Origin of the sequence: Kribbella ginsengisoli (assembly GCF_039537185.1) — a bacterium.
Taxonomy (GTDB): domain Bacteria; phylum Actinomycetota; class Actinomycetes; order Propionibacteriales; family Kribbellaceae; genus Kribbella; species Kribbella koreensis.
The window spans coordinates 571755-587447 of sequence record NZ_BAABAA010000001.1 but is presented as its reverse complement, the minus strand read 5'-3'; the positions used below and the strand labels follow the sequence as shown (position 1 = coordinate 587447).

The window sequence follows — 15693 nt, the reverse complement described above, 5'->3', positions numbered from 1 at the left end:
CGATCACGCAGCGCCACGCCCAGACCCCGGACAGTTGTTGCAGCTTCCTGCAACCGGTACGCCCCGGCGAGTCCGCTGTTTCGTGACGCGCGCCACGCCGCTTTCGTTTGGCCGGATCGGGCAGAGTTGAGACATGAGCTACCCGACTCCAGCGCGACGCACCCGCGGCGTCGTCGACGGCGCCAAGATCAGCAGCGGGCTCAAGCTGCTGGTCCTGTTCGTCGGGCTGATGTGGGTCAGTGAGACCGTCGACACCGCCCTGAACGGCCGGCTCGATCAGTACGGGATCATCGCCCGCGACCCCGACGGACTGTTCGGCATCCTGACCGCGCCGTTCCTGCACCTGGGGTTCGGGCACCTGATCTCCAACACGCTGCCGCTCGTCACGCTCGGCGCGCTGATCGCGGTCAGCGGCGCGAAACAGTTGTTCTACGTCACCGCGATCGTGGCGGTGCTCAGCGGGTTCGGCACCTGGCTGATCTCACCACCGCACACGATCACGATCGGCGCGAGCGGGGTGGTCTTCGGGTACGCGGCGTATTTGATCGCCCGCGGCATCTTCAACCGCCGCCTCGGCCAGGTCGCGGTCGGCGTGATCGTCATCGTCGTCTGGGGCAGCGCCCTGCTGTCCAGCCTCCTGCCACAAGACGGCATCTCCTGGCAGGGTCACCTCTGCGGCGGCCTGGCCGGCATCTTCGCCGCCTGGGTCCTGTCGGACGACCGCCCGAAAGCCATCACCCAACGCCCGGTGATCTAACCCGGCTCCGGCGCCGGCCCGAGCCAACTGGTTTGACGGTCGGAGTCGGGTTGCGGTTGGCTGCGGCGGTGAGTCTCCGGATCGAGCACGTCATGGACGGCCCAGGGCTGTCGGACTGGCAGTTGGTGCACAACGAGATCATCCCGACGGATCCGCTCCCGCTGGACGTCATCAGTGAGCGGGCGCAGCGTCGGCGCCTGACGGTCGCCTACGACGGCGACGTACCGGTCGGCTGCGCGACCGTGCGCCCACCAGAGGACGACACCCCGGCCGCCACCCTGATCGTCCGGGTATTGCCCGCCCACCGCCGCCAAGGCTTCGGCGACCAGTTCTACCGGGCCGAACTGCCCCACGCCCTGGCCCTGTCCGACTCGGTGGATACGATCGTCCTCGAGTCCAACCAGGACGGCCTGCGCTTCGCCCTCTCCCACGGCTTCGTCGAGATCGAGCGTTACCTGCTGCCAGGTGACACGATCCCCTTCATCACCCTGCGCTCAACTGATCGTTGAGAGGTCGGTGTTGGCGCCGCAGATGACTGCTACTACGTGCTCTCCCTCGGCCGGCTGGTAGGCACCGGTCTGCAAGGCCGCGTACGTGACGGCGGCACCGTGCTCGACGGCGAGCTGGTACTCGCGCCAGAGCTCATTGCGAGCGGCAACGATCGACTCCTCGGTGACCAGCACCGACTCGACCTTGTTCGCCTGGACCGCCTCTAAGGCGAGGGCTCCGAAGCGGCGGGCGCCGAGTGAATCGGCCGCCACACCACCGACCGCAACGTCGATCAGCTCACCTGCGTCGAGCGTCTTCGCCAGGGTCGGGGCCAGTTCGGGCTCGATGCCGACGACCTGGGCGCGGTCTCCGAGCGCGGTCGCGATGCCTCCGATCAGCCCGCCACCGCCGACGGCGACGAGCACGGTGTCGAAGTCTTCGAGGTCCTCCAGCAACTCCAGCCCGATCGTCCCCTGACCGGCCACGACCTCCGGCTGGTCGTACGCATGCAACAGCAGCGCACCCGACTTGCCTGCCTCGGCGACGGCGGCTTCGTACGCCTCGGCGTACTCGTTGCCGACCTGCACGACATCCGCGTCGAGAGTCCGCAGCCGCGCAACCTTGGCGGCCGGCGCCGTGGTGGGGACGAAGATACGAGCCGGTACGCCGAGCTCGCGAGCGGCGTACGCGCCGGCCAGGCCCGCGTTGCCACCGGACGCGGTGACGATGCCCTGTCCGGTGAGAGCGCCTTGCTCCTTCGCGACGAGCAGCCGGTTGAACGCGCCGCGCGGCTTGAAGGAGCCGACGTGCTGGACGAGCTCCAGCTTGAAGGTCAGCGTCGGGGATACGCGCAGTACCGGCGTACGGCGGACGCGCCCGGCGATCCGGTCGGCGGCGAGCTGGATGTCGGCAGGAGTCACGGTCATGTATCCCACCCTGCCACGCCGATCGGGACTACCGTGGTTCGAGCTTCTCTACTGAGTTGGAGGCGACTCGATGGGCGCATACGAGGACAGCTATCGCCGCAGCCTGGCGGACCCGGAGGGGTTCTGGCTCGAGGCGGCCGGCGCGATCACCTGGACCCGGCCGCCCACGCGAGCGCTGGACGACTCGGCGGCACCGATCTATCGCTGGTTCCCCGATGGCGAGCTCAACACGTCGTACAACGCGCTCGATCGCCATATCGAGGCCGGGCTCGGTGACCGCACCGCCTTGATCTACGACTCACCCGTCACCGACTACACGCGCAGCTATACCTATGCCGAACTGCGCGACGAGGTCGCCCTCTTCGCGGGCGCGCTGCGCGACCAGGGCGTGCGGAAGGGCGATCGGGTCATCGTGTACCTTCCGATGATCCCCGAGGCCGTCATCACGATGCTCGCCTGCGCCCGGCTCGGCGCGATCCATTCGGTGGTGTTCGGCGGGTTCGCCCCGAAGGAACTGGCGGCCCGGATCGACGACGCGCGCCCGAAGGTGATCGTCGCCGCCTCGTGCGGGATCGAGCCGTCCCGGCTGGTCGAGTACAAGCCGATCGTCGACGCCGCGCTCGAGCTCGCCCGGCACCGGCCGGACCGGACCATCCTGCTGCAACGCGAGTTCCTGCCCGGCCGGCTCGGCGAAGGCGACATCGCCTGGTCTGACGCGGTCGCGAACGCCACCCCGGCCGATCCGGTGCCGGTCGCGGCGACCGACCCGCTGTACGTGCTCTACACGTCCGGCACGACAGGGAAACCGAAGGGCGTCGTCCGCGACAACGGCGGGCACGCCGTCGCGCTCGCCTGGACGATGGGCGCCGTCTACGACATCAAGCCCGGCGACGTCTGGTGGACCGCCTCCGACGTCGGCTGGGTCGTCGGGCATTCGTACATCGTCTACGCGCCACTGCTCATCGGCGCCACGACTGTCCTCTACGAGGGCAAGCCGGTCGGTACGCCGGACGCGGGCGCCTTCTGGCGAGTGATCTCCGACCACGGTGTCAAGGCGCTCTTCACCGCGCCGACAGCGTTGCGGGCGATCAAGAAGGTCGATCCGGAGGCGGCCGAGCTGGCGAAGTACCGGCTGGACGGGTTCAGCACGCTCTTCCTGGCCGGTGAGCGGCTCGATCCGGAGACGTACCACTGGGCGCACGAGAAGCTCGGCGTACCGGTGGTCGATCACTGGTGGCAGACCGAGACGGGCTGGCCCATCGTCGCGAACCCGCGCGGGCTGGAGCCACTGCCGGTGAAGCCCGGATCGGCGACCGTGCCACTGCCCGGCTGGGATGTACAGGTGCTCGATGCCGATGGGTCGCGACTGCCGGCAGGGGAGGAGGGCTCGATCGCGATCAAGCTGCCGCTGCCGCCGGGGGCGTTGCCGACGCTGTGGGGTGACGACCAGCGCTACATCGACAACTACCTGAGCCGGTTCGACGGGTACTACCTCACTGGCGACTCCGGGTACGTCGATGCCGACGGCTACGTCTTCGTGATGGGCCGGACCGACGACGTGATCAACGTGGCCGGGCATCGCCTGTCGACCGGGAGCATGGAAGCGGTGCTCGCTTCGCATCCCGCCGTCGCCGAGTGCGCAGTGATCGGTGTGCACGACGCTCTGAAAGGGCAACTGCCGCGTGGGCTGGTCGTCCTGAAGGCGGGCGCGACCATCTCGCCTGAGGTTCTGCAGGGGGAGTTGGTGGCGGCCATACGTCGCGACATCGGCCCGGTGGCCGCGTTCCGCGACGTCTCGGTGGTCGACGCGCTGCCGAAGACCCGCTCGGGCAAGATCCTCCGCAAGACGATGCGCGGAATCGCCGACGGCCGCGACGAACCGGTCCCGTCGACGATCGAGGACGCGACGGTGCTCGACGCGCTCCGGCCGATCCTCCGGCAAGAGCCCTGACAAACGTGTGAACTAGGCTCGGGGGTATGCGAGTCGTCATAGCTGGTGGACATGGACAGATCGCGCTGCGGCTGACGAAGCTGCTCGCCGCGGACGGGCACTCGATCGTCGGGCTGGTGCGCAACCCCGCGCACGAGGCCGACATCGCGGCGGCCGGCGGCGAGGCGGCGGTACTGGACCTCGAGTCGGCCGATGTCGAGTCGGTGGCGAAGGTGCTGGAGGGCGCGGATGTCGCGATCTTCTCGGCCGGCGCGGGACCCGGGAGCGGCAACGACCGCAAGGACACCGTCGACCGTGGCGCGGCCGCGCTGCTGGCTGATGCGGCCGAGCAGGCCGGCGTACGGCGTCACATCCAGGTCAGCTCGATGGGCGCCGACCGCGTCGACCAGCTGGATCCGAACGAGTCCTTCACGATCTATCTGAAGGCCAAGAAGGCTGCCGAGGACGACCTGCGTGCCCGCGACGGGCTGGACTGGACGGTCCTGCGGCCGGGCTCGCTGACCAACGACCCCGGTACCGGCCTGGTGCTGCTCGCGGACAAGACCGGTCGCGGCAGCGTCACCCGTGACGACGTCGCGCTCATCCTGGCAGGCCTGTGCGGCACCCCGGCCGCGATCGGCCGGACCCTGGAACTGATCGGCGGCGACACCCCTGCCGCCGAGGCACTGGCCACTCTCTGACGTTGCTGACAGCAACAGATTGCGATTGATATGGGCGACGACAACCACCGGTACGTGCAGTTCGAGCGCACCGCCAACAGCAAGTACGAGGTCCGCAACGTCCGCGGCGGCAGCATCTCGGTCGGCTCCGGCGCCGACACCGACTTCACCCCGGTCGAGCTCCTGCTGGCGGCGATCGGCACCTGCTCGGCGATCGACGTCGACATCGTGACGAGCCGCCGCGCCGAGCCGACCGAGTTCCGCGCGACGGTCAGCGGCGACAAGCTCCGCGACACCGAGCAGGGCAACCGCCTCGAGAACCTTGCGGTCGAGTTCACCATCCACTTCCCCGAGGGCGAAGACGGCGACAAGGCCCGTGAGGCGCTGCCGCGAGCGGTGAAGATGTCGCACGACCGCCTCTGCACAGTCAGCCGGACGGTCGAGCTGGGCACCCCAGTCACCACGACCCTGTTCGACTGACCCTGGATCACAGCTCTGGCGGCGGGGCCTGCGGGCCCCGGTACGGCTGGGTCTGGCTGTAGACGAGGTTCGTGGTGGTGCTGCCGAACTCGGTCAGTTCGTTGACGAGTTCTTCCAGGTGGGCCATCGAGCCGGCGGCGAGCTTGAGGGTGTAGCAGTCGTCGCCGGTGGTACGGAGGCATTCGAGGATCTCAGGGCGCTTCTCGAGGAGTTGCTTCAGCGGTTCGTGCTTGTTGCCGGGGTACTTCAGCCGTACGACGGCCAGCACGGCGAACCCGACCTTCGCCAGATCGACGTCCGCGCGGTAGCCGCTGATGACGCCGGTCGACTCCAGCCGCTTCAAGCGCTCGGTCGTCGCCGAGGCGCTGAGGTTGATCCGGCGGCCCAGCTCCGTCAGCGGGATCCGGCCGTCGCGCTGCACCTCGACCAGGATGGCCCAGTCGGTCTGATCGAGAGTCACGGTCATCGGGCCAATCTACCGGTGAATCCATGGCTGCGAACCCGGTTTTCGGCGAGGAATCTCTTCAGGGACGGCCTTTCGGCTGGATAGCCTGAGGGGGTGAAACTCGGTGTGAACGTCCCCAACTTCGGCCCCGGCGCCGACCCCGGCCGGCTCCGCGACTGGGCCCAGACGGTCGAGGGCCTCGGCTACGACCGGCTGCTGGTCTCCGACCATGTCGCGGTCACGCCTGACGTCGCGGCGCAGTACCCGGCGCCCTTCTACGAGCCCTTCACCACGCTGAGCTGGTTAGCGGGATTCACCTCGATCGGGCTCGGTACGACGGTACTGATCGCGCCGTACCGGCACCCGCTGCTGGTCGCCCGGATGGCGGCCAACCTCAACTCATTGAGCGGCGGGCGACTGGTGCTCGGGATCGGGGTGGGATGGGCGCGGCAGGAGTTCGAGGCGCTCGGCGTCGACTTCAGCCGTCGCGGCAAGCTCACCGACGAGCTGATCCGCGAGGTCCGCGCGGCCTGGTCCAACGAGTCGGACTACCGTGCCGGTGACATCCCGATCTGGGTCGGCGGTGGAAGCGACGCCGGCCTGCGCCGCGCAGTACGGCTCGGAGACGCGTGGCATCCGCTGCGCCAACGCGTCGACTGGATGCGGGCCGGACTCGACCGGCTGAAGGAACTGGCTGTCGAGGAAGGCCGACCGGTGCCGGGCTTCGCGCCGCGGATCGTTCTTCGGCTCACCGTGGAGCCGTTGCCCGAGGGCGAGCGGGTAACGGGGGAGGGATCGCTCGAGCAGGTACTGGGCGATCTCGAGGAGCTCCGGCAGCTCGGGGCTACGGAGGTAGTACTGGACCCGTTCGGCGGCGATCCGGCCGAGACCGAGCGGCCGCAGAACGCCTGGAAGGACCTCGCGACCGTCGCGGCGTCCCTGGATGGAGTGGAGCAACAGTGACCTCAGCAACAGCGTCAGCCAAGGAAGACTTCCTGCGCCGTGCGATCGCCCTCGCCGCGGCGGCCCGGGAGTCCGGGAACCCGCCGTTCGGCTCACTGCTGGTCGGTCCTGACGGCACGGTGATCGCCGAGGACCACAACACCAGCATCACCGACAACGACATCAGCGCCCACCCGGAGCTCAAACTCGCCAAGTGGGCCGCGCGAGAGCTGGACGCCGACGCGGCCGCCGGCACCACGATGTACACGAGCTGCCAGCCGTGCGGGATGTGCACGGGCGCCATCGAGCGCTCCGGGCTGGGCCGTGTCGTCTATGCCCTGTCCGGTGAGCAGCTCAACGGGCTCAAGCCTGGCGGCGGCTTCGCTGCGGTTCCGCAGGAGGGTCCCGCCCTGTACGACGAGGCGCGGGCGCCTGTAGACGGGTACTACAACTGAGCTGGCTCTGCCCAGCCGGTGGGCTGGGCAGAGCGCAGTACTAGTTGGGGGTCAGGCAGAGGGTGAACTTCGCCTTCCGGTCCGTGTACGACACGGTCGAGTCCTGGAACTTGGCGCACTTGTCGCCGTCCACGGTGTTGTCGAGCCGGCCGATCACCTTGTAGTCGGCGTCGCTGGACGAGCAGTCGACGACCTTCACGTTCGGCTTGTCGGCGGTGCCCTTGTTGTAGACGCAGGAGCCGATCGTGGCCTCGGGGTCCTTGTTCAGGTTGGCGACGACGATCAGCGCGATGACGGCGATCGGGATCAGCAGACCGATTACGGCCGGGCGCTGGAACAGCGGCTTGCCCGGTTCCATCGGACGGCCGGGCGCACCCGGGGCGGGCTCGGGCAGGTTCTTGAACTTCGAGGAGGTACCGAGGTTCATCAGCATCGTGATCGGGTTGATGATCATCGACCCGACACCCCACCAGCCCTGCCACATGCTCTTCGCGGTCATGTCACGGGTCGCCGCGGTGCCACAGGTCTTGCAGAACGGCCCCTGCAACTTCAGGAACCGCATCATCACCAAGAACCCCTGATGCCCCCGCACAGTAGCCTCAACAGCCGGCACCCCACCACAGAACCGGCACTGCAACGTCTGTCCCGGCTGCCCCTGAGCGAACTGCTGCCCCTGCGGGAACTGCCCCGGCTGCTGCTGCGGCGGCGTGTAGTTCTGCTGCCCGTACTGCGGCTGCGGACCACCCGGCCCCGGCTGGCCGTACTGCGGAGCACCCTGACCCGGCTGCGCGTATTGCGGCGCACCCTGCTCCGGCTGCCCGTAGTGAGGCTGCTGCGGTGGCGGGAACTGGGGCTGTCCTTGCGGCTGGCCCTGGGGCGGGCCGTACTGGGGGAACTGCTGAGGGTGCTGGCCCGGTTGCTGCGGGTGCGGAGGGTACTGCTGGCCGGGCGGCGGCGTAGTGGTCACAAAGTTTCCTGTTAACTCGATTCGGGAAAAACCGACACCGCACCCTACTCACCGGCCTGGTTCACCAGAACCCTCCGGTATGAAACGGTGACCTGGTGACCGAGCCACCCACAGCCCCCGAAAAGCCCGCCGGCCTCACCATCGGCCCGCTCGAGCCGGCCGACCGCAAGACCTGGGAGGAGCTCTTCGCCGGCTACAACGAATTCTACGGACGCACCATGCCGGCCGAATTCTTCGACCATTCCTGGGCGGAATTCACCACCGGTACCCGAATGCACGCGCTGGCCGCCAGAATCGACGGCGAGCTGGTCGGCATCGTCCACTTCCTCACCCACGCGAGCACCACGGCGGCCGATTCCTGTTACCTGCAAGACCTTTTCACCGCTCCGGCGGCCCGCGGCCGCGGCGTCGGACGCGCATTGATCGACACCGTCACCGACTGGGCCCGCACCCAGAACTGCGGCCGCGTCTACTGGTCGACCCACGAGTCCAACGCGACCGCCCGCCGTCTCTACGACCAGGTCGCCGAGAACCGCGGCTTCATCATCTACTCCATTCCGCTGTAGCGAGCCGCCAGCTCCTTGCCGAGCCGCGCCAGCTCAGCCTGCACCGACGGCGGATCCAGCACCTCGATCATCGCGCCCCAGCCGGCCAGATGCTGCGCGATCATCAGGGGAGTGGGCGCGGTCAGCCGCAGCTTGATCCGCCCGTCGTCGACCGGACCGACCACCTCGACATGCCGGCCGTGCCGATCCTGCATCACCCACAGGTAGCGCTCCTCGATCAGCAACGTCGCCGCCAGCAACGACCGTCGCTGCTCCATTTCCTCGACCACCCGGCTCCACGCCTCGGACAGATCGAAGTCGTCCGGCCGCTCAGCCGGTACGCCGGTGAGCTCCGCCTCCGTGATCCGCTCGACCCGAAAGGTGCGCTGCCCCTTCTCGGTCCCCGCGATCAGGTACCAGATGTCGTCCTTGTCGATCAGCCCGAGTGGGTCGACCAGCCGTTCCGACTCGGCGCGGCCGCGTCCGGCGTACCGGAGTCTGACCTTGACCCTCCGGACGACGGCGTCCTGCAACCGGCGGACCAGCTCGGGCCGTTCCTTGACGTGCTCACCCCAGCGCGCCGGGTCGATCACCACCGCCTCGGCGGCCGCCTCAGCATCCGCGCGGAATGTATCGGGCAGCGCCCGCACCAACTTCCGCAGCGCGGCCTTCGCCTCCGGAGCAACCGACGCCGCCGGCCCGACGAGCAGGAACAACGCCTGCGCCTCGGTCGCATTGAGCCCACTGAGATCGGTCCGCGCCCCGCCCAGCAACGACCATCCACCGTTGCGCCCGGGCTGTGGATAAACCGGGATCCCCGCGGTCGACAACGCCTCGAGATCCCGTCGCGCCGTCGCCACCGAGATCTCCAGCTCCTCGGCCAGCTCGGCCGCGGTCACCCGACCGCGCGCCTGCATCAGCAACAGCGTCGCCACCAACCGATCAGCCCGCATGAACCGATCCTCCCAAACAAACTGCTCACCCGGTGACTACTTTCGCCGGGTTTTGTCGGCGGCCGTTCCTAGCATGGGCCCCAACAGTCGGCGAGTGGGTGGAAGGGGATCGTGATGACGACGCTGGAGGGCCGGACGGAGTCCGCGCTGATCGTGATCGACGTGCAGAACGGCGTGATGGAGGGTGCCCACGACCGGGACGCCGTGGTCGCGAACATCGCCACCCTGGTCGACCAGGCACGCGCCGGCGACGTACCGGTGATCTGGGTGCAGCACTCCAGCGAGCACATGCCGATCGACAGCGACGGCTGGCAGTACGTCCCGGAGCTGAAGCTGGGGGAGTCCGAGCCCGTCGTCCACAAGCGCTACCCCGACTCCTTCGAGGACACCGACCTCGACTCCGTCCTCGCCGACCGCAAGATCGGCCGCCTCGTCGTCACCGGCGCGCAGACCGACGAGTGCATCCGCTCGACCCTGCACGGCGCGATCGTCCGCGGCTACGACACCCTCCTGGTCAGCGACGCCCACACCACCGAAGATCTCTCCGAGTGGGGCGCGCCGACTCCCGACAAGGTCATCTCCCACACCAACCTCTACTGGTCCAACCACCAAGCTCCCGGCCGAACCGCCGGCACCGCCACCACCGCAGAGGTAAGCCTTGGAGATTCACCTTCACACTGACGCTTCAGGACTGGCCGACGAGATCTGGCCGATCTACCAGGAGGTCTTCGGTGACTTCGACACCTTCGATCAGTGGCGCACCGACCTGTACGACCACCATGCCGCCCGCGACGGCTACCGCCTCGTGACAGCGGTCGATGACTCGCTCGCCGATGACTCAGCTGTCGACGGCTCGGGTGTTGTCGGGTTCGGTTGGGGATACACGGGTCAGCGAGGCCAGTACTGGAGCGACCTGGTCTGCCAAGCACTGCCGGCCGTCATCACCGACGAATGGGTCGGCGGACACTTCGAGCTGGTCGAGCTTGCGGTCCTGCCTGCCTACCGCGGCAGAGGTCTCGGCCGCGCCCTCCACGACAAGCTGCTCGAATCCGTCACAACCCGCTGCCTGCTCAGCACCAGCGACTCTGCAGACGACCCCGCTGTCCAGCTCTACACGTCCGCGGGCTGGTGGAAGCTCGGGGTGCTCCGCCCAGGAGTTCAAGTGATGGGCAGACTTGCCGCATGACCTTGGATCAACGGCAGCGTGACCTTCTGGCCGAGTGGTTGCCCCGGGCCGAGGTGGTCAAGGACCTCAGCTGGGGCCTGGTCGGCACGACCGTCCTGGAGTTGCTGCAGGACGGTGATCGGTACATCGCCAAGGCCGGCGACGCCGCCGACGGCAACATCGCCACCGAGATCGAGGCACACCAAACCTGGCTGAAGCCGTGGACAGCGCACAACCGCGCACCGGAACTCGTCCACAGCGACGAGCAGGCCAAGTTGCTCGTCACCGGCTACCTGCCAGGACACCTGGTCGAAGGCACCGACCACGAACACAACCCGGAGACCTACCGCCAAGCCGGCGAACTACTAGCCCAACTCCACGCCCAATCCGCCGTCACCGACGACTTCGAAGCGGGCGAAAACGAGAAGGCACTCGCCTGGCTCACCAGACCGCACCGCATCGCACCCGACGTCGTCGACCGACTCCGCACCCTCATCACCTCCTGGCCGACCCCAACCACTGAGCTGGTCCCGGCCCACGGCGACTGGCAACCCCGCAACTGGCTGATCCACAACGGCACAGTCAGCGTGATCGACTTCGGCCGAGCCGCCCTCCGCCCGGCGTACACAGACTTCGGCCGCCTAGCCGCCCAGCAATTCCGCACCAACCCATCCTTGGAACAAGCCTTCCTGTCCGGCTACGGCCCTGACCCTCGCGACCCCGACTCCTGGCACCGCCAACGAGTCCGCGAAGCCATCGGCACCACAGCCTGGGCCCACCAGGTAGGCGCCGCCCCCTACGAACAACAAGGCCTCCGCATGCTCACCGAAGTCCTCGACTCCTGACCCGACAGGGGAGGGGTCCTCATCTAATCGTGTTGCCCGGTGACTGCTGGAGCACCTAGCGTCGTGGGTATGACGTCTCGGTTGGTTGGGCTCGAGTTCGATGCGAATGATCCGGTTCGGCTCACGCGGTTCTGGGCCGGCGTGCTTGGCCGTGAGGTGGCCGCGGACGGCGTCACCTTGCTGGCGGGTGCGAAGACCGAGTTCGCGATTCGGTTCCTGCCGACCGGCGAGGCGAAGACGGAGCCCAACCAGATGCATTTCGATCTGACGAGTGAGTCGCTCGAGGGCCAGCAGCAGAAGGTGGCGAAGGCGCTGGAGCTGGGTGGCCGGCACATCGATATCGGGCAGACGCCGGATGACGGTCATGTCGTGCTGGCCGATCCTGAGGGCAACGAGTTCTGCGTGATCGAGCCTGGCAACAACTTCCTCGCCGACACCGCAGTGATCGGTGCGCTGTCGTCAGACGGGAGCCAGGCGGTCGGGTACTTCTGGAGTGAGGCACTCGGTTGGCCGCTGGTGTGGGATCAGGACGAGGAGACAGCGATCCAGTCACCCGAAGGCGGCTCGAAGATCAGCTGGGGTGGGCCACCGGTACGCCCGAAGACCGGGAAGAACCGGCTGCGCCTGGACCTCACCCCGGGCGTCGGCGGCGATCAGCAGGCCGAGGTCGATCGGCTGGTGTCCCTCGGTGCGAAGCTCAGCGAAACCGGCCCGGGGGAGGACGGCTCGATCGAGCTGACCGACCCCGACGGCAACGAGTTCAGCGTCCTGCGGTGAACTGATCGAAGCCGCGTCCAGCCGTCAGACTCGGCCGAGTTGGTCGCGGCGGCGGATCAGGTACGCGGTCTCGGCGGTGTTGCCGGCCAGCTCGATGGCCTTGTCGTACGCCGCCCGCGACTCCTGACTCCGCCCCAACCGCCGCAAGAAGTCAGCCCGAGTCGCGTGGTAGGCGTGATATCCCGCCAACTTCTCCTCGAGACGATCCACCGCCGCCAACGCCACCTCCGGACCATCCAGCTCGGCGACCGCGATCGCCCGGTTCAGCGCGACGATCGCCGACGAATCGAGGCGTATCAACTGGTCGTACAAGGCAACCACCTGCGACCAATCCGTATCACCGACCGCCCGAGCCGACGTATGCACAGCGTTGATCGCCGCCAGGATCTGATACCGCCCCGGCGCCACCCCAGCAGCCAGCCGCTCGCGTACCAACTGATGCCCCTCGCCGATCATAGCCACGTCCCACGCCCCGCGATCCTGTTCAACGAGCGTGACCAACTCCCCAGTCGCCGACACCCGAGCAGCGCTACGCGCCTCGGTCAGCAGCATCAGCGCCAACAACCCGGCCACCTCACCGTCGTCCGGCATCAGCGCCCGGATCAGCCGCGTGAGCCGGATCGCCTCAGCGGTCAGCTCGTGACGTACAGGATCCGTATCCGGTCCGGTCGCCAGATACCCCTCGTTGAAAACCAGGAACAACACAGCCAGTACGCCGGACACCCGGGCCGGCAGATCCTCCGCGGCCGGCACCCGATAGGGGATCCGCGCCGCCTTGATCTTCGCCTTCGCGCGAGTGATCCGCTGACCCATCGCGGTCTCCTGCACCAGGAACGCCCGGGCGATCTCCGGCACGGTCAGCCCACCGACCATCCGCAGCGTCAGCGCCATCCGGGTCTCCATCGCCAGCGCCGGGTGGCAACACGTGAAGATCAGCCGGAGCCGCTCGTCGTCGATCGCGCCAAGGGACTCGGGCGGTTCGTCGTCGGACAACATCTGAGCCTCCTTGTGCTTGTCGTCGCGCTTGCTCTCCCGGCGGATCCGGTCGATCGCCTTGCGATTGGCAGTGGTCGTCAGCCAGGCGCCGGGATTCGGCGGTACGCCGTCCGCCGGCCACTTCTCGACCGCGACCGCGAACGCCTCGGCCGCCGCCTCCTCGGCGATGTCGAGATCACCGAACCGTCTGGCCAGGGAGGCAACCACCCGCGCCCACTCCTCGTGGTGGACCCGGGTGATCGCCGCCTCGACCTCGGTCACAGGAACGGCCGCACCTCGACGCGACGGTTGCAGACCTTCGACCCCTCGGCGGCCAGCTTGAGCGCCTCGTCGAGATCGGCCGCCTCCATCACCCAGAACCCGGCGAGGAACTCCTTCGACTCCACGAACGGCCCGTCGGTGAACACCGCCTCGGCACCGCGGTTGTCGATCACCGTCGCCGAGCTCGGTCCGGCGAGTCCACCCGCGAAGACCCAGTTGCCGTCGGCGATGATCCGCTCGTTGAACACGCTGATCGCCGCCCGCTCCTCCGGCGTACCGGCGTGGGTGGCCTCGTCGGCGATCACAGAAACCAGATACTGCATCTCAACTCATCTCCTGTGGTTCCAGGCGTCCCTGCCGGGCAGCCGCTCACCCCTGCAACGAACTCCCGGATCCGTATCCGACACCGGCTCAGAACTTCCCCAAAGAATCTTTCCAGAAAGAAGGGCCGACCTTTCCTTTCCTAGGAGAGGGATAGCTGTGGGGGATCAGCTCAAGGCTGCGACAGCGCGGGCTGCCAGCTGTTCGGCGTGTTCGATACTTCCTGGGTGCAGCCAACCTTCGTCGAGGATTGGCGTGCCACCGTTGTTGACGGTCATTCGGTAGTCGAGGCAGGCCAGCCACAGCGGTCGCATGGTCAGGATCCGGGGGAGTCGCTGGAGTTCGTCGTCGGTGAGCTGGACGTGCTCGCGGTAGCCGCGCACGACGGCGTCGATGTTGCCCGGGTTGCCTTCAGCGGTGGTTCGGATGAGCCAGGCGAGTGCAGGGAGTCGCGGTCCTCGCCCGGAGCCGGCCCAGCCTACGATCGCGAAATCGCCGGGATGACCGACGGCGGCCCAGAGATGATAGTTACTGTGAGTGAGTGCCTCGGGCAGTCCTTCGGCGTCGTCGGCGTTCTCGATCTGATCGCGCAGCCAGTCGAACTTCTCCCGGCCGGCGGCGCTCACTTTGTCCTCGACAGCAACGAGAAAGCTCATCGCCGCGGCCAGATCCTGTTTCGGTCGACCCACGTAGAAGCCGCCGTCGGCTTCCTCGGCACCGCCGTCTCTGGCGATCGCGCCGTCGGCCCGGGGGAGTGCGTGCAGTCGGCCGAGCAGGCTGCCCAGTTCCTGGGCGATCTCGGCGTGTTTGCTGTTGCCGTGCTCGCCACCCGGGCGCCCACCTTCGATGAACTGGGTCACGATCACGCCGCTGTCCTCGAACAGAGATACCGGATCAGCGTGAGCGATCCGTTCAGCGGGGAAGTCGTGCGCAGCCAGGAAGCGCAGGATCTCTGCGTCGCCTTCGACCCGGGCGAGCTGATCGGCCGGCGACGAGAACACGCGGGCGATCCATGGCGGACCGTCCTCCCGACGGACAAACAAGGTCGACGGGTAGTGGCCGGGCCACGAGCCGTTGGGCCTGGTGGCCGGGTCGTCGTCGATGGGCGCCAGCGAGCTGATCTGGATGCCGTACCGCGTCTCGAGATGGTTCTTGAGGTCGGCGTGCTCGAACGGGCGGGTCCGGGCGAACGGCGATCGATTGATCTGCTCCAGATCAGCCAGTGCTTGCGTATACCGCTGACCGGTCTGGCGGGCGCGGTCGCGGACGGCGCGTTTGAAGCTTCCTTGCTTGGTCATGACAAGCCTCCTCGACATGTCTTCGCCCCCCAGCGACGTGACATTCGATCCAGGCCTGGACACCAACGGTTGGCCTTGAGGGCGGATTCCCCTTCGCCATCTCGAAGACCCGGCTGGGGCAGATCTACAGAGGCTGGGCGTCGGCCGACGCCAGAACCTCATCCTAGGAGAGGGGCCGATTCCGTACTAGTTGACATAATGTCAGTTATCGGACATTCAGGGAGAAGGCTCAGGAGAGCGGCCAGGAGCTGTCTTCCAGGCTGATGATCAGCTCGGCGCCGTACGACGAGTTCTGTCAGCGGCTCTCAGAGCGTCCTGCTGTGGGAGCCGTCCCGAGGTTCGTCGTAGCTGGGCCGTCTGGAGGGCCCGGGACTCGGCGGCGGGACGGCGAAATGACGATGACCATCGAAGTTGATGCATTTATCCCCCGAAGACAGCCCGGCGGCCGGCGCCGGTTCTGT

General features: G+C 67.7%; 20 protein-coding genes. 13 read left to right on the top strand and 7 right to left on the bottom strand.

The window, feature by feature from the left end; all coding sequences use genetic code 11:
* The first annotated feature begins 133 nt into the window (after window positions 1–133).
* Window positions 134–757: a rhomboid family intramembrane serine protease gene (locus ABD768_RS02575; protein WP_343979239.1), complete on the top strand. Its 624-nt coding sequence runs from the start codon at window positions 134–136 to the stop codon at window positions 755–757.
* A 68-nt stretch (window positions 758–825) separates the two neighbouring features.
* Window positions 826–1266 (top strand): GNAT family N-acetyltransferase, encoded by a 441-nt coding sequence (locus ABD768_RS02570; RefSeq protein WP_344836861.1) that lies wholly within the window; start codon window positions 826–828, stop codon window positions 1264–1266.
* On the opposite strand, the gene ABD768_RS02565 is transcribed toward ABD768_RS02570, so the two are convergent.
* The gene (locus ABD768_RS02565) at window positions 1252–2172 is read right to left on the bottom strand and encodes a threonine/serine dehydratase (RefSeq protein ID WP_344836858.1); all 921 of its coding nucleotides are present in this window, start codon (window positions 2170–2172) and stop codon (window positions 1252–1254) included. The two genes, ABD768_RS02570 and ABD768_RS02565, sit on opposite strands and share 15 nt — an antisense overlap.
* Window positions 2173–2242: 70 nt before the next feature.
* On the opposite strand from ABD768_RS02565, the gene ABD768_RS02560 reads away from it, so the two are divergent.
* From ABD768_RS02560 to ABD768_RS02550, 3 genes are read left to right on the top strand one after another with little or no spacing between them, the layout of a single operon-like run.
* Window positions 2243–4123, top strand: coding sequence for a propionyl-CoA synthetase (locus ABD768_RS02560; RefSeq protein ID WP_344836855.1), 1881 nt, complete (start codon window positions 2243–2245; stop codon window positions 4121–4123).
* Window positions 4124–4149: 26 nt separating this feature from the next.
* Window positions 4150–4803 carry an SDR family oxidoreductase gene (locus tag ABD768_RS02555; protein WP_344836853.1) on the top strand — a complete coding sequence of 218 codons (654 nt, stop codon included), beginning with the start codon at window positions 4150–4152 and terminating at the stop codon, window positions 4801–4803.
* Between the two features lie 30 nt (window positions 4804–4833).
* Entirely contained in the window at window positions 4834–5262 is a 429-nt protein-coding gene (locus tag ABD768_RS02550) for an OsmC family protein (protein ID WP_344836851.1), read from the top strand.
* A gap of 7 nt (window positions 5263–5269) precedes the next feature.
* On the opposite strand, the gene ABD768_RS02545 is transcribed toward ABD768_RS02550, so the two are convergent.
* Window positions 5270–5728: an Lrp/AsnC family transcriptional regulator gene (locus ABD768_RS02545; RefSeq protein ID WP_344836849.1), complete on the bottom strand. Its 459-nt coding sequence runs from the start codon at window positions 5726–5728 to the stop codon at window positions 5270–5272.
* Between the two features lie 93 nt (window positions 5729–5821).
* Here ABD768_RS02545 and ABD768_RS02540 point away from each other — a divergent pair, with 93 nt between their 5' ends.
* Both ABD768_RS02540 and ABD768_RS02535 read left to right on the top strand, forming a co-directional pair.
* The gene (locus ABD768_RS02540; protein ID WP_344836847.1) at window positions 5822–6670 is read left to right on the top strand and encodes an LLM class flavin-dependent oxidoreductase; all 849 of its coding nucleotides are present in this window, start codon (window positions 5822–5824) and stop codon (window positions 6668–6670) included.
* Window positions 6667–7104 carry a nucleoside deaminase gene (locus ABD768_RS02535; RefSeq protein ID WP_343979262.1) on the top strand — a complete coding sequence of 146 codons (438 nt, stop codon included), beginning with the start codon at window positions 6667–6669 and terminating at the stop codon, window positions 7102–7104. Before ABD768_RS02540 ends, ABD768_RS02535 begins: the two co-directional genes overlap by 4 nt.
* 40 nt (window positions 7105–7144) lie before the next feature.
* Here the strand turns inward: ABD768_RS02535 and ABD768_RS02530 are convergent, their stop codons facing one another.
* Window positions 7145–7669 carry an LppU/SCO3897 family protein gene (locus ABD768_RS02530; protein ID WP_344836844.1) on the bottom strand — a complete coding sequence of 175 codons (525 nt, stop codon included), beginning with the start codon at window positions 7667–7669 and terminating at the stop codon, window positions 7145–7147.
* A gap of 15 nt (window positions 7670–7684) precedes the next feature.
* On the opposite strand from ABD768_RS02530, the gene ABD768_RS02525 reads away from it, so the two are divergent.
* Window positions 7685–8086, top strand: a complete 402-nt coding sequence (locus ABD768_RS02525) for a hypothetical protein (RefSeq protein ID WP_344836842.1) — start codon at window positions 7685–7687, stop codon at window positions 8084–8086.
* Window positions 8087–8166: 80 nt separating this feature from the next.
* Window positions 8167–8637: a GNAT family N-acetyltransferase gene (locus ABD768_RS02520; RefSeq protein WP_343979270.1), complete on the top strand. Its 471-nt coding sequence runs from the start codon at window positions 8167–8169 to the stop codon at window positions 8635–8637.
* On the opposite strand, the gene ABD768_RS02515 is transcribed toward ABD768_RS02520, so the two are convergent.
* On the bottom strand, window positions 8619–9569 hold the full coding sequence (locus ABD768_RS02515; RefSeq protein WP_344836840.1) for a helix-turn-helix transcriptional regulator: 951 nt from the start codon (window positions 9567–9569) through the stop codon (window positions 8619–8621). The genes ABD768_RS02520 and ABD768_RS02515 overlap by 19 nt on opposite strands.
* Before the next feature lie 114 nt (window positions 9570–9683).
* Here ABD768_RS02515 and ABD768_RS02510 point away from each other — a divergent pair, with 114 nt between their 5' ends.
* The 4 genes from ABD768_RS02510 (at window position 9684) to ABD768_RS02495 (ending at window position 12356) form a co-directional block, all read left to right on the top strand.
* Window positions 9684–10250: a cysteine hydrolase family protein gene (locus ABD768_RS02510; RefSeq protein ID WP_344836837.1), complete on the top strand. Its 567-nt coding sequence runs from the start codon at window positions 9684–9686 to the stop codon at window positions 10248–10250.
* Complete coding sequence (locus tag ABD768_RS02505; RefSeq protein ID WP_343979280.1) at window positions 10228–10755, top strand: GNAT family N-acetyltransferase; 528 nt, start codon at window positions 10228–10230, stop codon at window positions 10753–10755. The genes ABD768_RS02510 and ABD768_RS02505 overlap by 23 nt, the downstream gene beginning before the upstream one ends.
* Window positions 10752–11579, top strand: a complete 828-nt coding sequence (locus ABD768_RS02500; protein ID WP_344836834.1) for a phosphotransferase — start codon at window positions 10752–10754, stop codon at window positions 11577–11579. Before ABD768_RS02505 ends, ABD768_RS02500 begins: the two co-directional genes overlap by 4 nt.
* A gap of 69 nt (window positions 11580–11648) precedes the next feature.
* A complete protein-coding gene (locus ABD768_RS02495; protein WP_344836831.1) occupies window positions 11649–12356 on the top strand; it encodes a VOC family protein in 708 nt (235 codons plus the stop codon).
* A 24-nt stretch (window positions 12357–12380) separates the two neighbouring features.
* Here ABD768_RS02495 and ABD768_RS02490 read toward each other — a convergent pair whose 3' ends face one another.
* From ABD768_RS02490 to ABD768_RS02480, 3 genes are all read right to left on the bottom strand, one after another.
* Complete coding sequence (locus ABD768_RS02490) at window positions 12381–13613, bottom strand: RNA polymerase sigma factor (RefSeq protein ID WP_344836828.1); 1233 nt, start codon at window positions 13611–13613, stop codon at window positions 12381–12383.
* A complete protein-coding gene (locus ABD768_RS02485) occupies window positions 13610–13936 on the bottom strand; it encodes a YciI family protein (RefSeq protein ID WP_343979293.1) in 327 nt (108 codons plus the stop codon). Before ABD768_RS02485 ends, ABD768_RS02490 begins: the two co-directional genes overlap by 4 nt.
* 165 nt (window positions 13937–14101) lie before the next feature.
* Entirely contained in the window at window positions 14102–15232 is a 1131-nt protein-coding gene (locus ABD768_RS02480; RefSeq protein WP_344836826.1) for a phosphotransferase enzyme family protein, read from the bottom strand.
* Window positions 15233–15693: the final 461 nt, after the last annotated feature.

Coding starts and splice junctions, on each gene's coding strand:
- ABD768_RS02575 (WP_343979239.1), top strand. CDS start 134: ATGAGCTACCCGACTCCAGCGCGACGCACCCGCGGCGTCGTCGACGGC.
- ABD768_RS02565 (WP_344836858.1), bottom strand. CDS start 2,172: ATGACCGTGACTCCTGCCGACATCCAGCTCGCCGCCGACCGGATCGCC.
- ABD768_RS02560 (WP_344836855.1), top strand. CDS start 2,243: ATGGGCGCATACGAGGACAGCTATCGCCGCAGCCTGGCGGACCCGGAG.
- ABD768_RS02555 (WP_344836853.1), top strand. CDS start 4,150: ATGCGAGTCGTCATAGCTGGTGGACATGGACAGATCGCGCTGCGGCTG.
- ABD768_RS02550 (WP_344836851.1), top strand. CDS start 4,834: ATGGGCGACGACAACCACCGGTACGTGCAGTTCGAGCGCACCGCCAAC.
- ABD768_RS02545 (WP_344836849.1), bottom strand. CDS start 5,728: ATGACCGTGACTCTCGATCAGACCGACTGGGCCATCCTGGTCGAGGTG.
- ABD768_RS02530 (WP_344836844.1), bottom strand. CDS start 7,669: ATGATGCGGTTCCTGAAGTTGCAGGGGCCGTTCTGCAAGACCTGTGGC.
- ABD768_RS02525 (WP_344836842.1), top strand. CDS start 7,685: ATGCCCCCGCACAGTAGCCTCAACAGCCGGCACCCCACCACAGAACCG.
- ABD768_RS02515 (WP_344836840.1), bottom strand. CDS start 9,569: ATGCGGGCTGATCGGTTGGTGGCGACGCTGTTGCTGATGCAGGCGCGC.
- ABD768_RS02510 (WP_344836837.1), top strand. CDS start 9,684: ATGACGACGCTGGAGGGCCGGACGGAGTCCGCGCTGATCGTGATCGAC.
- ABD768_RS02500 (WP_344836834.1), top strand. CDS start 10,752: ATGACCTTGGATCAACGGCAGCGTGACCTTCTGGCCGAGTGGTTGCCC.
- ABD768_RS02495 (WP_344836831.1), top strand. CDS start 11,649: ATGACGTCTCGGTTGGTTGGGCTCGAGTTCGATGCGAATGATCCGGTT.
- ABD768_RS02485 (WP_343979293.1), bottom strand. CDS start 13,936: ATGCAGTATCTGGTTTCTGTGATCGCCGACGAGGCCACCCACGCCGGT.
- ABD768_RS02480 (WP_344836826.1), bottom strand. CDS start 15,232: ATGACCAAGCAAGGAAGCTTCAAACGCGCCGTCCGCGACCGCGCCCGC.